This is a genomic window from Stenotrophomonas sp. JAI102 (assembly GCF_013409105.1).
In the GTDB taxonomy this organism is placed as follows: domain Bacteria; phylum Pseudomonadota; class Gammaproteobacteria; order Xanthomonadales; family Xanthomonadaceae; genus Stenotrophomonas; species Stenotrophomonas maltophilia_AA.
The window spans coordinates 219,221-234,796 of sequence record NZ_JACCCI010000003.1; the positions used below are offsets into that span (position 1 = coordinate 219,221).

At 68.2% G+C, this 15,576-nt stretch carries 13 protein-coding genes; 2 read left to right on the top strand and 11 right to left on the bottom strand.

The genetic code is table 11. The features are described from left to right. Positions 1–58 precede the first annotated feature (58 nt). The 4 genes from HDC96_RS14185 to glnA all read right to left on the bottom strand — a co-directional run bounded on the left by HDC96_RS14185 (position 59) and on the right by glnA (position 5,613). Positions 59–1,723, bottom strand: a complete 1,665-nt coding sequence (locus tag HDC96_RS14185; RefSeq protein WP_343203020.1) for a ShlB/FhaC/HecB family hemolysin secretion/activation protein — start codon at positions 1,721–1,723, stop codon at positions 59–61. Between the two features lie 324 nt (positions 1,724–2,047). Beyond that, positions 2,048–3,481: an ammonium transporter gene (amt, locus tag HDC96_RS14190; RefSeq protein WP_179460566.1), complete on the bottom strand. Its 1,434-nt coding sequence runs from the start codon at positions 3,479–3,481 to the stop codon at positions 2,048–2,050. An 18-nt stretch (positions 3,482–3,499) separates the two neighbouring features. Continuing rightward, the gene (locus HDC96_RS14195; protein WP_019184907.1) at positions 3,500–3,838 is read right to left on the bottom strand and encodes a P-II family nitrogen regulator; all 339 of its coding nucleotides are present in this window, start codon (positions 3,836–3,838) and stop codon (positions 3,500–3,502) included. A 365-nt stretch (positions 3,839–4,203) separates the two neighbouring features. After that, positions 4,204–5,613: a type I glutamate--ammonia ligase gene (gene glnA, locus HDC96_RS14200; protein ID WP_179460567.1), complete on the bottom strand. Its 1,410-nt coding sequence runs from the start codon at positions 5,611–5,613 to the stop codon at positions 4,204–4,206. A gap of 223 nt (positions 5,614–5,836) precedes the next feature. Here glnA and HDC96_RS14205 point away from each other — a divergent pair, with 223 nt between their 5' ends. Together HDC96_RS14205 and HDC96_RS14210 are read left to right on the top strand one after the other, a co-directional pair. Further along, positions 5,837–6,631 carry an undecaprenyl-diphosphate phosphatase gene (locus tag HDC96_RS14205; protein ID WP_179460568.1) on the top strand — a complete coding sequence of 265 codons (795 nt, stop codon included), beginning with the start codon at positions 5,837–5,839 and terminating at the stop codon, positions 6,629–6,631. 71 nt (positions 6,632–6,702) lie between these two features. Next, on the top strand, positions 6,703–7,527 hold the full coding sequence (locus HDC96_RS14210; RefSeq protein ID WP_179460569.1) for an META and DUF4377 domain-containing protein: 825 nt from the start codon (positions 6,703–6,705) through the stop codon (positions 7,525–7,527). A 173-nt stretch (positions 7,528–7,700) separates the two neighbouring features. Here the strand turns inward: HDC96_RS14210 and HDC96_RS14215 are convergent, their stop codons facing one another. From HDC96_RS14215 to HDC96_RS14245, 7 genes are all read right to left on the bottom strand, one after another. Further along, the gene (locus HDC96_RS14215) at positions 7,701–8,312 is read right to left on the bottom strand and encodes a YbhB/YbcL family Raf kinase inhibitor-like protein (protein WP_179460570.1); all 612 of its coding nucleotides are present in this window, start codon (positions 8,310–8,312) and stop codon (positions 7,701–7,703) included. 10 nt (positions 8,313–8,322) lie between these two features. Beyond that, positions 8,323–10,392 carry a tetratricopeptide repeat protein gene (locus tag HDC96_RS14220; RefSeq protein WP_179460571.1) on the bottom strand — a complete coding sequence of 690 codons (2,070 nt, stop codon included), beginning with the start codon at positions 10,390–10,392 and terminating at the stop codon, positions 8,323–8,325. Between the two features lie 61 nt (positions 10,393–10,453). After that, the gene (locus HDC96_RS14225) at positions 10,454–11,449 is read right to left on the bottom strand and encodes an alpha/beta fold hydrolase (protein ID WP_179460707.1); all 996 of its coding nucleotides are present in this window, start codon (positions 11,447–11,449) and stop codon (positions 10,454–10,456) included. A 57-nt stretch (positions 11,450–11,506) separates the two neighbouring features. Then, complete coding sequence (locus tag HDC96_RS14230) at positions 11,507–12,298, bottom strand: lysophospholipid acyltransferase family protein (protein ID WP_179460572.1); 792 nt, start codon at positions 12,296–12,298, stop codon at positions 11,507–11,509. 180 nt (positions 12,299–12,478) lie between these two features. Then, entirely contained in the window at positions 12,479–12,916 is a 438-nt protein-coding gene (locus HDC96_RS14235; protein WP_179460573.1) for a hotdog fold thioesterase, read from the bottom strand. 26 nt (positions 12,917–12,942) lie between these two features. Next, positions 12,943–15,009 carry a phospholipase D family protein gene (locus HDC96_RS14240; protein WP_179460574.1) on the bottom strand — a complete coding sequence of 689 codons (2,067 nt, stop codon included), beginning with the start codon at positions 15,007–15,009 and terminating at the stop codon, positions 12,943–12,945. Beyond that, complete coding sequence (locus HDC96_RS14245) at positions 15,006–15,563, bottom strand: YceI family protein (protein ID WP_179460708.1); 558 nt, start codon at positions 15,561–15,563, stop codon at positions 15,006–15,008. Before HDC96_RS14245 ends, HDC96_RS14240 begins: the two co-directional genes overlap by 4 nt. Positions 15,564–15,576: the final 13 nt, after the last annotated feature.

Sequence of the window (15,576 nt, forward strand, 5' to 3'; positions counted from 1 at the left end):
CTTTCAATGCGGTATATGGGCGCGCGCCACGGCAGCGCGCAGTGCCCTGCAGCTGGCGTCAGAACGAGACGCCGAGATTCATGCCAAACGTGGTGTAGGCGGTCTGGAAACCATCGGGCTTGTGCAGCGGGCTGCCGACGAAGCCTTCCCATTGCACGTGACGCGAGCCACCGCGCAGGCCCAGTGCCATGCCGGTCAAGCGGTCGCCCAGCAGCCACTCGGTCGAGGGTCCGCCGACCCGGCCATGGTCCACGGCCACGAAACTCTCGACGCCGCCGCCCATGGCGACGGCCAGCTCGTTGCGCAGCAGCCAGCCGCGTTCGCCGGTGAGCGAGAGTTCCCCGTCGAAACCGCGCACGGTGTAGCGGCCACCGATGGAGAAGCGGTCCTGCGGCACCAGCCGCGAGCGGTTCCACTGCGCGCGCCAGCTGCCGGTGTAGCGCAGCGCCTGCCGGCCCCATTGCATCGGCACGGTCAGCTGCGCATCCGCGGTCACCACCCTGCCGCGCGCGGTGCCTTCGCCGAAACCTTCTTCGGGTGCCTGCAGCGCATTGAACGCCCCGGTACCCCGGCGGTAGGCCAGGTTCGCATCCAGCGTGGCCTTGCCGATGAAGTGGCGGTGCGCGATCCCCAGTTCCCAGCCGGCCATGCGCCGGCGCTGCACCAGGATTTCGGTGTCGTCGATGAAGTTGTCCGATTCGCGGTACCAGCCGCGCGCATGCATGCTGGTCTTGGCATGCGCATTACGGAACAGCATGCGGGTCAGGCGCAGTTCGGCATTGCGGCTGGAGCCGCTGTACTCATACGTTTCGTAGGCACCGGCCACGGTCTGCCGGTAGTCGTATTCGCTGGCGTTGGCGCCGAGCAGCCACCCGCCCAGCGGCACGCTGTAGTGCGTGGACCAGCTGTCGGTGCCGCGGTCGCTGCCGTTGAGCACGGACTTGCCCGCATTGAAGTAGAACAGGTCACTCAGCCCGGCCAGGTTGTCCAGCGACAGCGTGGCACCGGCCTGCAGCTTGCCGGTGGACTGGCTGCCGGCATCATCCAGGGTCAGGTTCACGCGGACCGGCGCGCGCTGCGCCCAGCTGATGACCAGGTCGCTTTCACCGGGCTTGTCCTGCGCGCCTTCCTGCGGGGGCGCGATCTGGATGTCGACCGTGGCGGTTGGCACGCGTTGCAGGTTTTCCAGCGCCTGCTCGATGTCGCGCAGGTTGAGCAGATCGCCCGGGCCCACCGCGAGCGCATTCCACAGCGCGGGCGTGCGTCCGTCCTGGCTGGCGAAGCGGACGGCGTTGATGCGGCCGGGGACCACGGTGAGTGTCAGCGTGCCGGTCTTCAGATCCTGCGGTGCGGCCAGGATGCGGGTGGTCACGTAGCCGCGCGCGATGATCGCGTTCTGCATGCGCTTGATCACGATGTCCACGCCGCCAGTGCCCAGGCAACGGCCGGTGGCCGGATCGTCGCTCGGATCGGCCGCGCGCAGTGACCAGCGGAAGCGATCGGCCAGGTCACCCTCCAGTGCGATGTGCTGGATCGGGAAACACGGCGATTCGTCGACCGGCAGGCGCCCCACCGCCTCCTCGGGCGCCGCCTGCAGGCGCACGTCGGGCGTGGCTTCCTGCTGTTCGCGCAGGGCGCGCTCGCGCTCCTGCTGGCGCAGCAGTTCCTGATCCGGGGGGGCGACCTGCGCGCACACGGTGGCCGGCAGGCAGCCCACGGCCACTGCGACACCCACAGTCAATCGCCAGCGCAGCGCACGACTGCGTTCATTACGTCCCTGTTGCACGATCACGCTCTTCCTTGGCCAGAATCCGGGCCAGCCGACACGACAGCCGCTGGCGGGGCGCACTGTAAGCGAATCAGGCCGCCGGAAACAGGGCTGGCACCGACCGTTGGTCGGATCGCGCGTGAAGATGGACGTGTGAAAGAGTGACGCCGGTCAGGGCATGTGGGCTTATGGATGGCGGCCACAAAAAAGCCGGCGACCCGAAGGCCGCCGGCGAAGGTGACACATCTCTCTCTCGTTTCTAATGCGATATCGCGCGGATCAGGCCTCGTAGGCCGACTCGCCGTGCGAGGTGACATCCAGGCCGGTGCGCTCTGCTTCTTCGGTGACGCGCAGGCCGAACACCATGCGCACCACCAGCAGGATCAGCACGGTGGCCACGGCGCACCAGAGGATGGTGAAGCCGACGCTGACCAGCTGCACCCAGACCTGGTGGCCGATGTCCAGGTCGGCCTTGGTGCCGCCCAGCGATTCGGCGCTGAACACACCGGTGAGCAGCGCACCGACGATGCCGCCGATGCCGTGCACACCGAAGACGTCGGCGGTGTCATCGACCTTGAGCAGGCGCTTGAGGCCGGTGACGCCCCAGACGCAGACCACGCCGGCGACCAGGCCGATCACGATCGCGCCCAGCGGGCCCACGGTGCCGCAGGCCGGGGTGATGCCGACCAGGCCGGCCACGGCGCCGGAGGCAGCGCCCAGCGCGGACGGCTTGCCCTTGCTGACCGCTTCGACCAGGGTCCAGCCCAGCACCGCGGCGGCGGTGGCAAGGAGGGTGTTGATGAAGGCCAGCGAGGCGACGGTGTCGGCGGCGGCGGCCGAGCCGGCGTTGAAGCCGAACCAGCCCACCCACAGCAGCATCGCGCCGATATAGGTAAACGGCACGTTGTGCGGCTTCAGTGCGGTCTGGCCGTAGCCGATGCGCTTGCCGACGAAGTACGCGCCCACCAGGCCGGCCACGCCGGCATTGATGTGGACCACGGTGCCACCGGCGAAATCGATCGCGCCGAGCTCGGCCAGGTAACCGCCGCCCCACACGATGTGCGCCATCGGGATGTAGCTCAGGGTGAACCACAGGGCCGAGAACAGCAGCACCGCCTTGAACTTGATGCGCTCGGCGAAGGCACCGACGATCAGTGCGGTGGTGATGCCGGCGAAGGTGGACTGGAAGGCGACGAACAGATAGTCCGGCAGGCCGGCGATCGGCGTGTTGCCGACGGTATCCGGCCCGAAGCCCTTGAGGAAGGCGAACTGGGTGAACGAGCCGAAGAAGGCGTTGCCTTCGCTGAACACCGCGCTGTAGCCATAGGCCACCCACAGCATCAGCACCAGCGAGAACACCACCAGGATCTGGCTGAGGATCGACAGCACGTTCTTGGAGCGCACCAGGCCGCCATAGAACAGCGCCAGGCCCGGCACCACCATCAACAGCACCAGCAGGGTGGAGGTGAGCATCCAGGCCACGTCGCCGTGGTCGAAGGTGGGTGCAGCGGCGGCGTCGGCGGCCGGGGCAGCCGTGGCCTCCGGCGTGGCCGGCAGCGGCTCGACCGCGACCGTTTCAGACGGCACGGGGGTGACCTGGGCCTGGGCATGCGCACTGCTGGAGAAGGCACCAACGGCCAGCGCGCTGAGCAGCATCATCAGGCACACGGCATGGAACCGGGCTTGCCACCCGGTGAACAAAGAGGTCTTCATTGTGGGCTCCGAGTGGGGTTAGAGCGCGTCAGCGCCGATTTCGCCGGTGCGGATGCGGACGACCTGTTCGACCGCGGTGACAAAAATCTTGCCGTCGCCGATCTTGCCGGTGCCGGCCGCGGTCTGGATGGCCTCGACCACGGCCTCCAGGCGATCGTCGGTCACGACGGTCTCGATCTTGATCTTCGGCAGGAAATCCACGACGTACTCCGCGCCGCGATACAACTCGGTGTGGCCCTTCTGGCGCCCGAAGCCTTTGACTTCGGTCACGGTGATGCCCGACACGCCCGCGTCGGAGAGGGCCTCGCGGACCTCGTCGAGCTTGAACGGCCGGATGATGGCGGAGATCAGTTTCATGCGCATATCCCGATGGTGGATGGAACCGGCCCGCGTGGGGCCGATGTCAGGTCAACCGGCGGCCACTTGCACATGGCCGCCGGTCGTTGCGCCGAACGTTGCATGGGCCACGCCGTTGCCGACGCCCGGAGGGCGACGCCAGCGGTGACGCGGGAGGGAGGAAGGGCCCATGACACGCGTCCGGTCTCTCTTGCCCCTGGTGGTGCGTACTGCCTGCGTCGCGGCTCCCCAGCCGCAGCGCATCTACCACTGTCCCGTTGAACCGCAGTGCGGGGCGCGTTGCAGGCCGCCCCGGCCGCGGTTGCAAAAGGTGGCGACGATGACGAAGGGTGGGAGGGAAATCCTTCGTCATCGTCACCCATTGCTCAGTTCGCGTAGTACATCTGGTACTCGAGCGGGTGGGTCGCCGCGCGGAACCTGGTGACTTCCTGCATCTTCAGCGCGATGTAGCCGTCGATGAAGTCGTCGCTCATCACGCCACCGGCCTTGAGGAACTCGCGGTCCTTGTCCAGCGCTTCCAGGGCCTGGTCCAGCGAGGAGCAGACCTGCGGGATCAGCTTCTCTTCTTCCGGCGGCAGGTCGTACAGATCCTTGTCGCTCGGCGCGCCCGGATCGATCTGGTTCTTGATGCCGTCCAGGCCGGCCATCATCAGCACGGTGAAGGTCAGGTAGCCGGACTGGATCGGATCGGGGAAGCGCATTTCGATGCGGCGCGCCTTCGGGTTGGACACCCACGGAATGCGGCACGAGGCGGAACGGTTGCGGGCCGAGTAGGCCAGCATCACCGGGGCTTCGAAGCCCGGGACCAGGCGCTTGTAGCTGTTGGTGCCGGAGTTGGCGAAGGCGTTGATGGCCTTGGCGTGCTTGAAGATGCCGCCGATGTACCACAGCGCCAGCTGGCTCAGGCCGCCGTAGCCGTCACCGGAGAACAGGTTGGTGCCACCCTTGGAGAGCGACTGGTGCACGTGCATGCCGCTGCCGTTGTCGCCGACCAGCGGCTTGGGCATGAAGGTGGCGGTCTTGCCGTTGCGGTGGGCGACGTTCTTGATCACGTGCTTCATGCGCAGCAGTTCATCGGCCTTCTGCACCAGGGTGCTGAACTTGGTGCCGATCTCGCACTGGCCGGCGGTGGCCACTTCGTGGTGCTGCACTTCCACTTCGATGCCGACCTGTTCCAGCGTCTTGCACATTTCCGCGCGCAGGTCGTGCAGCGAGTCGGTCGGCGGGACCGGGAAGTAGCCGCCCTTCACCGCGGGACGGTAGCCGCTGTTGGCGCCGTCGTACTTGTCACCGGTGCTCCATGCCGCTTCTTCGGAATCGATCTTGAAGAAGGTGTGGCCCATGTCGTTGGCGAAGCGGACCGAGTCGAAGATGAAGAATTCCGGCTCCGGGCCGAAGAAGGCCTGCTCGGCGATGCCGGAGGACTTCAGGTAGGCCTCGGCGCGCTTGGCGATACCGCGCGGGCAGCGGCCGTACGGCTGCATGGTGGCCGGATCGAGGATGTCGCAGCTGATGACCAGGGTCGGATCGGCGTAGAACGGGTCGATGTAGGCGCTGGACGGGTCCGGCAGCAGGACCATGTCCGATTCGTTGATGCCCTTCCAGCCGGCGATCGAGCTGCCATCGAACATCTTGCCTTCTTCGAACAGCGACGGCTCCACGATGCTGACCGGGAAGGTGACGTGCTGCTCGATACCACGCATATCGACGAAACGCAGGTCGACGAACTCGATCTGGTTGTCCTTGATCAGCTTCTCAACATTTTCCACGGACATCGGTGAAACCTCAGATGGGTGATTGCCTGTGGGGATAGAGCAATCCCCGTGCCAACTTTTCAGACTTCACAAACCCTTGATTTCACTGGACTCACCGATGACCCGGTGCGCGCCCACCTGCACCAAAGTAGTGCGCGCCCTGCACCACGCACACATTTGGTGCGGGACGCGGATGTTTTATGCTGCCTCCCGATTTCACCCCTTCCGAGCCCCAGCACTCCCGATGTCCGACCTGCTCTCCGCCCTCCTTCTGGGCATTCTTGAAGGCCTCACCGAATTCCTGCCGATCTCCAGCACCGGCCACCTGCTGATCGCCCAGCACTGGTTGGGCGCACGCTCGGACTTCTTCAACATCATCATCCAGGCCGGCGCGATCCTGGCGATCACGCTGGTGTTCCGGCAGCGGCTGTGGACCCTGGCGACCGGCCTGCACGAGCGCGCCAACCGCGACTACGTGCTCAAGCTCGGCACCGCGTTCCTGGTGACGGCCGTGGTCGGCCTGCCGGTCCGCCTGGCCGGCTGGGAGCTGCCCGAGACGGTCACCCCGGTGGCCTGGGCACTGATCATCGGCGGCCTCTGGATGATCCTGGTGGAGGCCTACACCGCGCGCCTGCCCGAACGCGATGAAGTGACCTGGAAGGTCGCGGTCCTGGTGGGTGTGGCGCAGGTGGTGGCGGGCGTGTTTCCCGGCACCTCGCGTTCGGCGGCGGCGATTTTCATCGCGATGCTGTTCGGCCTGAGCCGACGCGCGAAGGCCACCGAGTTCGTGTTCCTGGTGGGTATCCCGACCATGTTCGCCGCCAGCGGCTATGCCTTCCTGGAACTGGCCAAGGACGGCAAGCTCGCCAGCGAGAACTGGACCGATGTCGGCGTGGCCTTCCTTGCCGCGGTCGTCACCGGCTTCGTCGTAGTGAAGTGGTTGCTGGGCTACATCAAGTCGCACCGGTTCACTGCGTTCGCGATTTACCGCATCGCACTGGGCGCGGCATTGCTGCTCTGGTTGCCGGCTGGCAACTGAACAGCCCGGCGCCGGCGCAACCCCGTTGTGGTGGCGCCGGCGTTTTTCCCCAGGTTCCCAAGGAGATGTACATGAAACGCACCCTGATGCTGATCCTGCCGCTGGCCCTGATGGCCGCCTGCAGCAACCCCTCGACCGCCCCGGCCGGCCGCGATGACCTCGCCCCGGCGCCGACCGCCGCCGCCGACCAGGCCGCCGTGGCCCGTCTGGACGTGCAGCGCCTGCAGGGCAGCCATTGGCGCCTGGATTCGGCCACCGATGCCGGCGGCAAGCGCATCGACGCCCTGTTCGCCCGCGCCGACAAGCCGGTCACGCTGGACTTCCAGGATGACCGCATCGCGATCAGCAACACCTGCAACCGCATGGGCGGCGGCTACACGCTGGCCGATGGTTCGCTGACGATCTCGCCGATGGCGTCGACCATGATGGCCTGCACCGACAAGAACCTGATGGCGCTGGACCAGGCCGTCGGCAGCCGCCTGGAAGGCGCCCTCAAGACCGAACTGGGCGATGCCGGCCAGTTGACCCTGCGCACCTCCAAGGGCGATGTGCTGGTGTTCACCCCGGAGCCGACCGCGGAAACCCGCTACGGCGGCGAAGGCGAGACCGTGTTCCTGGAAGTGGCCGCGCAGACCAAGCCGTGCCCGCACCCGATGATCCGCGACAAGCAGTGCCTGCAGATCCGCGAAATCCGCTACGACGCCAACGGCATCAAGCAGGGCGAGCCGGGCGAGTGGGAGAACTTCTACGATGTCATCGAGGGGTATACCCACGAAGACGGCGTGCGCAACGTGGTGCGCGTGAAGCGTTACAAGATCGCCAACCCGCCGGCCGATGCCTCGTCCAACGCGTATGTGCTGGACATGGTGGTCGAGTCCGCGAACGAGAAGAAATAAGAAAGCAGAAGGGCGGCCACTGGCCGCCCTTCTCCATTCTGTAGTGCCGGCCGCTGGCCGGCTCCCGAGAGTGCAGTACCGACCAACGGTCGGTACCTACCGGATTTAACGCCGACCAATTTTCGGCACCGCCGGGTAGGGCGGCGACCAACGGTAGGCACCCACCGGGGGGATCACGCCAACGCCGGGTTCAACGTGTAGGTGCCATGCAGCGATGCTTCGGCCAGCACGTGCCCGTGCATCGCGCGCAGCACGTCCGCCCCGGTGAACGGGCTCGGCAGCGCCAGCTGCGCCACGTCCAGCGCGAACACGCGGAAGAAATAACGGTGCATGCGCTCGTCGTTGAACGGCGGATACGGGCCGTCATAGCCCAGGTACTGGCCGGCCATGTCCGGGTTTCCGGCAAACCAGCCGGTGAAATCATTCACTCCCTGGCGGCTGCCCGCCGGGCCCGCCGGCTGGGTCTTGCCGCGCACCGTGAAACCGTCGCTGCAGCTGCCGGCGGCCAACGCGTGCACGTCGGCCGGAATATCGGCCATCGCCCAATGGATGAAGTGCGCGCGCGGCTGGTCGCGCGGCACCGTGCAATCCTCGCGGCCGACCGTGTCCGGCACGGTCGGCACGTCCGGATCGATGCACAGCAGCGCGAACGACCGGGTGCCGGCCGGCACGTCGTGCCAGGCCAGCTGCGGATTGCGGTTGGGTGCGAAGCCCTCGGCATTGCCGGCCGCGAACGTGGCGGGGATCGGCTGCCCGTTGGTGATGCTGTCACTGCTCAGATGCATGTGCCTCTCCTCACTCTTCCGGGTAGCCCAGGCGCACCGCGACCGAGGTCAACAGTGCGAACGCGGGGCCCATTTCATCGCGGTAAGCGCGCCAATGACCGGGCGCCATCCGGGCCGGGCCCAGCGTTGCCGCCGGCGGGAAGCGCATGCCGAACAGGTTGCCCAGGTACTGGGCCATCGCCTGCGCGTCGTGCCCGATGTCATCGATGCGCACCAGCGCGTTCGGGTACAGATCCTGCTCGTGCAGCGTCGCGACCTGGGCCAGCGAGCGCGCCAGCCACTCGGCGGCTTCGTGCACCGAGTTCACCGCGAACGGCGCCGGCGCACCGAAGGCGATCCATTCCAGCAGCATGTCGCGCGGATCGCGCAGGGCGACGATCAGGCGGCCTTCCGGCAGCTGCGGGCGCAGCGCCCACAACAATGCGTTGTCCCACCACAGCAGCCAATCGATCACGGCACCACTGTTGAGCCCGCGCGCGGGCAGCTGTTCGCGCCACCCAGCGACCAGCGCCTCCGGCGTCAGCGTGCCGGTCGAAAGGTCCTGCAGCGTGTGATAGCTCTGGAAGGCATCGTTGGGCGGCGTCGCACCGAAGCGGTCACCGCGGACCACCGGGCTGGCGGCGGCCAGGGCGGCGATCACGCGCTCCACGCCCGAGCCCGGGGCGCCCCAGACGAAGATCGGCGCGATGGCATTGTCCTCCGGCACCGGTGCCAGCTCCGGCCAGCTCAGCGGCGCCTTGGCCTGCGGCGGCAGCGGCAGGCGCTGGGGCGCTTCGGCGGCGTGCAGATCGACCCACGTCCGGACCGCATCGCGGTACTGGCCGGCGCGGTCCTGAATCGCACCGAGCCACGCGCGCAGCGACGGCCTGGCCGCCTCGGGCGCGCCATCGTGCAGGGCCTGCACGCGCGCGATCGCCGCAGATGGATCCCGCTTCAGCAGGCCTTCGACCAGGCGCGCTTCGCCACTGACGCGGCCCGGCTCCAGGGTGACGATCCGCTCGGCGATCGCTTCGGCCGCGTCTTCTTCATTGTTCATGTCGTGCAGGCGCAGGCGCGTTTCCAGCGCCGGCAGGTGCTCGGGCATGGCCTGCAGCCAGCGCTCGCCGACGGCCACCGCTTCCGGGCCTCCCACCGGCTCGACGGTCAGGCGCGCCATCCACAGGTCGTGCACCTCGGGGTGATCGGCCAGGGTCGCATCGAGCGTCTCGCGGGCCTGCTCTTCGCGGCCCAGGCGCTGCCAGGCCATCAGCAGCAGCTGCAGGGTGTGGCGATCGGACGGCCATTGGCTCAGGACCGGCAGCAGATGCTCCAGCGCCAGCAGCGGCTGCCCGGCCTGCAGCTCCAGCTCACCGGCCAGACGGCGCATCGCCGGGGTGTCACTGGCCGGCGTGGCCAGCACCTGGCGCATCATCTCCGCGGCCACATCCACATGGCCCTGGCGCAGCGCCAGCTGCACGATCAGGCCCTGCAGCGAGGTGACACTCGGGTTCACCTCCAGCACGCGGCGGAAGGCCTGCTCGGCGAAGGCCAGCATGTCCTTGCCCAGGTAGGCGAAGCCGAGCGCGTACAGCACCCGCGAATCGCCCGGCAGAGCTTCGCTGGCGGCCGACAGCAGGGCCAGCGCGCGATCCACCTCGCCCCGGCGCAGCGCGACCATGCCCGAGAGCGCGGCCAGTTCCGGGTGCTCTTCGTCCACGCGGGTGGCCATGCGGGTCAGCCGCTCGGCTTCGTCCACGTCGTTGCGGGCCAGCGCCAGATGCGCCTGGATCACGTAGGCGGACAGTTCATTGGGGTTGAGTTCGGCGGTGCGGTCCAGTGCCGAGCCGGCCGCATCGAACTGGCGCAGGGCCAGCAGCAGGCCGGCCTGCTGCAGGTGCAGGTCGGCATTGTCCGGGGCCAGCGTCAGCGCCTGCTGCAGGCTGGCCAGCGCGTCATCGAACTGGCCCTGCTGCTGCAGCGACAGCGACAGCCAGCGGTGCGCCTGTGGCTGCTCCGGCTCGGACGTGGTCCACTCGCGCGCCAGCTGCACGGCATCGTCCACCGCATTGCGGCGCAGGGCTTGGAGAATCTGGTCTTGCATGACGGTCCGAACTCGAGGGCAAACCCCGATTGTAGCGGGGCCGGCCGGCCTGGGCGGCCGCTCAGGCGGGCGTATTCGCCTCGATCCGCAGTCGCTGGGCCACCCAGCGCTCGGAGAAGCCATCGCCGCGCCAGTTCTCCAGGAAGCCGCAGTGGCCGCCCCAGGGGGCGATTTCCAGGTGGGCGTGGGCCGGCAGGCGCCAGCCGTTGAAGGTGGCGAAGGGGATGACCGGGTCGTCCTGCGCCATCAGGATGTCGGCCGGCACCTGCAGCCCGGCCAGCCGGTCGCCGGCGATCGAGTACCCATCGAAGTAGGCCTGCAGCGAGCCGAACTCGGTGTGGTGCTCGACCAGCCAGGCGGTCAGCGCGCGGATGTCCAGCTTCAGCACGCGGTCGTCCCAGTCGCTCAGCTCGGGGAACAGATCGCGCTTGCGGCGCAGCGAGCCGGCCCACTTGCGCCGGAAGTACCAGTCGTACATCGCCGGGCCGTTCTCGATGCTCTCCATCGTGATCGCCGGGTCCAGCACCGGGCAGACCGAGGCCACGCGGCGCAGCGGCACCCCGGCCGAGGGCGCACGCAGCGCCAGGCGGAGCACGAAGTTGCCGCCCAGCGAGTAGCCGGCCGCGACCAGCGGCAGCTCCGGCCAGCGGCGGGCGATGTCGCCGGCGGCCTGCACCACTTCATCGATGCGGTTGGAGTGGAAGATGCCGGGGTTGAGGTGATGGGTGTTGCCGTGGTCGCGAAAGTTCAGCCGGACCACGTCATAGCCCTCCTCCAGCAGCCGCGCGGCGGTCATGCGCATGTAGCTGGATTCGGCGCTGCCTTCCCAGCCATGCAGCAGCAGCGCCATGCCGATCGGCTGGCGTCCCGGGATATAGCTGTGCCAGCCCTGCAGGCGGACGCCTTCGCCACCATCGAGGATCAGCTCGTCGGTATGCGCGCCGGTGGCCGCAAGCAGCACCAGGCCGCGCTGCATGCGCATCCGGCTGGAGCTGAGCATCGACTGCAGGTGCGGATTGCGCAGCCAACGCGGCGGTTGATAGTCGGCAGCGGTCAACATGGGCGCGAGCCTGCTCCCGGCTGCGACGCTGGCGCGTGAAGGAACACCGCCGGCTTACTCGGCGGACATGGCCGCCAGGATGCGCGCACGCGAGGTTTCCGCGATGCGGCGACGGCCTTCCAGATCATGGGTATCAATGGGCGCGAGGAAGTGCACCTCGGCCCGCCGTGCCGGCTCTCCCAGCAGACGCAGGAAGTTGGCGAAAAAGCTCTCTTTCGGGCCGAAGGCGACAATGGTCTGCGCATCACCGCGCCAGCCATAGCGCAACGCCACCGGCTGGATCGGGACCTGGGTCTCGACCGCGGCCTGGAAAATGCGCGCATGGAACGGGCCCACGTCATGGCCGCCGCGGGTACGCCCTTCCGGGAACACACCTACGGCCTTGCCTTCGCGCAGGCGCACGACCATTTCCTGCATCACGCCGCCCAGCGATTCGGTGCTGCCGCGCTGGTGGAAAATGGTCTGCCCGCGCGCGGCCAGCCACCCGACCACCGGCCAGCCGGCGATCTCCTGCTTGGCCACGAAGCCCATCATGCGCTGGCTGTGCAGCATCGAGATGTCGACCCAGCTGACATGGTTGGCCACGAACAGCACTGCACCCGGCAGCGGCGTGCCGATCCGGTGCAGGCGGAACCCGAAGATCCACATCAGGCCGGCCGACCAGACGTTCACCGCCGCATGCTCGAGCGTGCGCTCGCCCACGCGCACGCGCGCCCACAGCGGCAGCATGGCGATCAGCAGCATCGGCAGGAACAGCAACAGGTGGACCAGCAGCAGCGGTACGCGGTACAGGTAACGGCACACACGCGCCACGCCGCCACGTGAGGCCGGAGTGGGGGAATTCATCCGCGAACGATACCCGAGCGCCGCAGGCTCTGCCAGCGGAATCCGGACAAATCGATGGCGTGCGCACGCCAGCCGCCGCAAGCGATCAAGCCAACGGCCAGCGGCGGCACAACGGCCGTCCGACATGCGCCGGCGCACTGTCGTGGGTCGCGCAACACAGCATCCGTGCCATGTGCGCGATCAGCCCGGGCGCACGGCCGGTACCACCGCCAGGGTCAGCCGCGAGGTGCAGACCAGCTTGCCGGCCTCGTCCTCGATGCGGATGTCCCAGACCTGGGTGCTGCGCCCGACATGCACCGCACGCGCGGTGCCGGTGACGGTGCCGGCGCGCACGGCGCGGATGTGGTTGGCGTTGATTTCCAGCCCCACGCAGACCTGCTGCGTGGTATCCACGCACAGGTTGCCGGCGCTGCTGCCGAGGGTTTCCGCCAGCACCACCGAGGCGCCACCGTGCAGGATGCCGTACGGCTGGCGGGTCCGCGGGTCGACCGGCATGGTCGCGCTGATCCAGTCCTCGCCGGCAGCGGTGAACGTGATGCCCAGATGCTCGATGAGCGTGTTGCGGCCGAGATGGTTGAGGGCTTCGATCGACACCGCTTCGCGGAATACCTGGGACATGCCGCTTCTCCGTGGGGGTTGCAGAGTTACAGAATCGGGACCAGCCCGGCGCCGAAGGCGGTGAGCATGCGCACCAGCAGCCACTTCGGCCCGACGTTGACCTCGGGGAAGTCCCCGACGGCCACATAGCAGGTGTGGAAGGCCGGGTCCTGCCGCTTGAGCGGGTCCGGGCACGCGGGCCCCGGCTGGAATTCGTAGTCGGTGGCGTAGCGCCACGGCCAGAAATCGAGCACCGGCAGCGCTTCGGAGGCCTTGCCGACGCTGTAGTTCAGGCCGGACAGCACCGGCGGCTTGGCCCGCGGCGCAACCACCCAGGAGTTCTGCGGATGGATGTCACGCAGGATGCTCTGCGCCAGCGCTTCGGCGAACACGGGGTCATCGATGATCACCGCGCCTTCGGTGTTGTAGTTCTCGCTGCGCGGATCGAAGTTGTGCGTGCCGATCACGCCGATGCGGCGATCCACCACCATCGACTTGGCATGCAGGCCCATGCGCGCGCCCTTGCGGGTGACCGGCAGCGGCTTGTTGACCGCCTTGGTGCCCAGGAACGAGGGCCGGGTTTCGGCACGCAGCACGCGGCGCTCGACCACGCTGCCATCGGTGCGCCGGCGCGCGGACGGACCCGGCGTGGGCTGGCGCGTGACGCGGGCCTGGCGGGCACTGTCCGCATCGCTGCCAGCGTCGCGGCCGCGTCGACCATCGGCAGTACCGCTGCCATGCGCATTGCTGCCGGCCGCGCTGCCGCCGAGCAGGCTGCTGCGCTTGCCCTGCGACGGCGGCACCTCGGTTCCCAGCGGGGCGGGCAGCAGATTGCGGTAATCCACCGGCGCGTCCAGCGGGAACGGCTTGAACTCGTAGATGTTGAAGCCCAGCTCGCGCAGGTTGCGGCGCTTGTACTTGTAGGAGAGCGCGTAGACGATCGGGTTGTCGGTGGCGGCCAGGCTGTTGGTCGACACCACCACGCGCGGTGCGTGCTCGCGCTTGCGCAGGTCGCGGAACAGGCGCTGCGCCGGCTTGGACAACACCAGATACGGGGTCTGCAGCAGCACTTCGGACTGCGCGCTGGCGATCAGCGCGTCCAGCTGCGGCTCGGTCACGTGCTGGCCGTTGGCCGGCTGGCTGGCGCGTTCGCGGCGATGCTTGCGCGGCAGATCGGCGACGTACTGCACCGAGGCCACCGGCAGGGCGGTATCCACGAACGTGCGGCGCACGAAATCGGGATCGTCGGCCTCTTCGCTGACCCGCTCGACCCGCTCCGGCCGCCGGAAATCGGCCGGCGGCATCGCCGGGACGCCCTGGCGGAGCAACGTGCGCCCGACATCGTTGAGGCGCTCGGCCGGCACGCTGCGTGGCGCGCGCCAGAACGCATCGAAGTTGGCGGCCATCTCGCGCACCTCCGGGCCGGCCACGATCACATCGCGGTCGCGGAAGTTGTATTCGCTGTCCCAGTCGTAATAGTCGTCCTGGTAGTTGCGTCCGCCGACCACGCCGAGCGCGTCGTCCACCACCAGCAGCTTGTTGTGCATGCGCTGGTTGAAGCGGCGGAAACAGCACACCACGCTGGCGGCGTAATCGAAGTAGTTCAGGCGGGCTTTGCCGAACGTCGGGTTGTAGACCCGCAGCGCGAAGTTGGCATGGCTGCTGGACAGGGCACCGAGGATCTCCAGATCGGAGATCGCCGAGAGCTGGTCGATCAGCACCCGTACCTTGACCCCGCGGCGGGCGGCCGCCTGCAGTTCGTCCAGGACCAGCCGGGCGCTGTCGTCCTTGTCGAAGATGTAGGTCTGCAGGTCGATGCTGCGGGTGGCGCTGCGGATCAGGTTCAGCCGCGCGACGAGGGACACCTCGCCCTCGTCCAGGATGGTGGCGTAATGCCGCGGCTGGTCCGGCCGGGATTCGGCGAACGCGCGGCCGCCCAGGGCGCGCAGCGGTGAATCCAGCGCGCAGCGGTCCGGCTGGTCGCAGTCGACCACGGTCGAGCGCGCCTGCACGGCGATGCCGGCCGCGCGGTCGCGCTCCGCATTGGACAGCGAGGCACAGCCGCTGCCCAGCAACAGGGTTGCCAGCACCAACAGACGCAGCAATGGGTTCACGGTTTCGGCGCCTCGCTCAGACGCGCACGCAATACAAAGGTCACTCGATCACTCAGGGCAAGCTGCCAGCTGTCCATCCCATACCGGCCACGCTGGACGGTACCGCGGCTGACCACATCGCAATCATACCCGGGCCGGGCACACGCCGGCGGTTCGACCCGCAGGGTCTCCGGGTGGCTGACCCCGCGCAGGATCAGGCGGCCCTCGATGCTGCCGCCCTTGTCGACCACCTCGGGCCAGTACGGCAGCGAGTCGAACTCGACCACCGGGTAGCGGGCCGAGTCGAAGAACTCCTCGCCGCGCATCCAGCCGGTGTAGCGGGGCTTGCCGGGGATCTCGACATAGCGGGTGAACATCCGCAGGTGCACCTGGTGGCGACCGTCGGAGAGCACCTCGATGTTGCCTTCGAAGCGGGGGAATACCCCCTCCATGCGTTGCCCCAGCCGGGTCCTGATCTCAAACCCGAAGCGCGACTTGGCCGTATCGAAGGCCAGGGCATGGCTGGTCGGTGCCGGTACGGAGGACGGCGGGGCGGCATGCGCCGCCCCTGCCATCAGCAATAGCCCG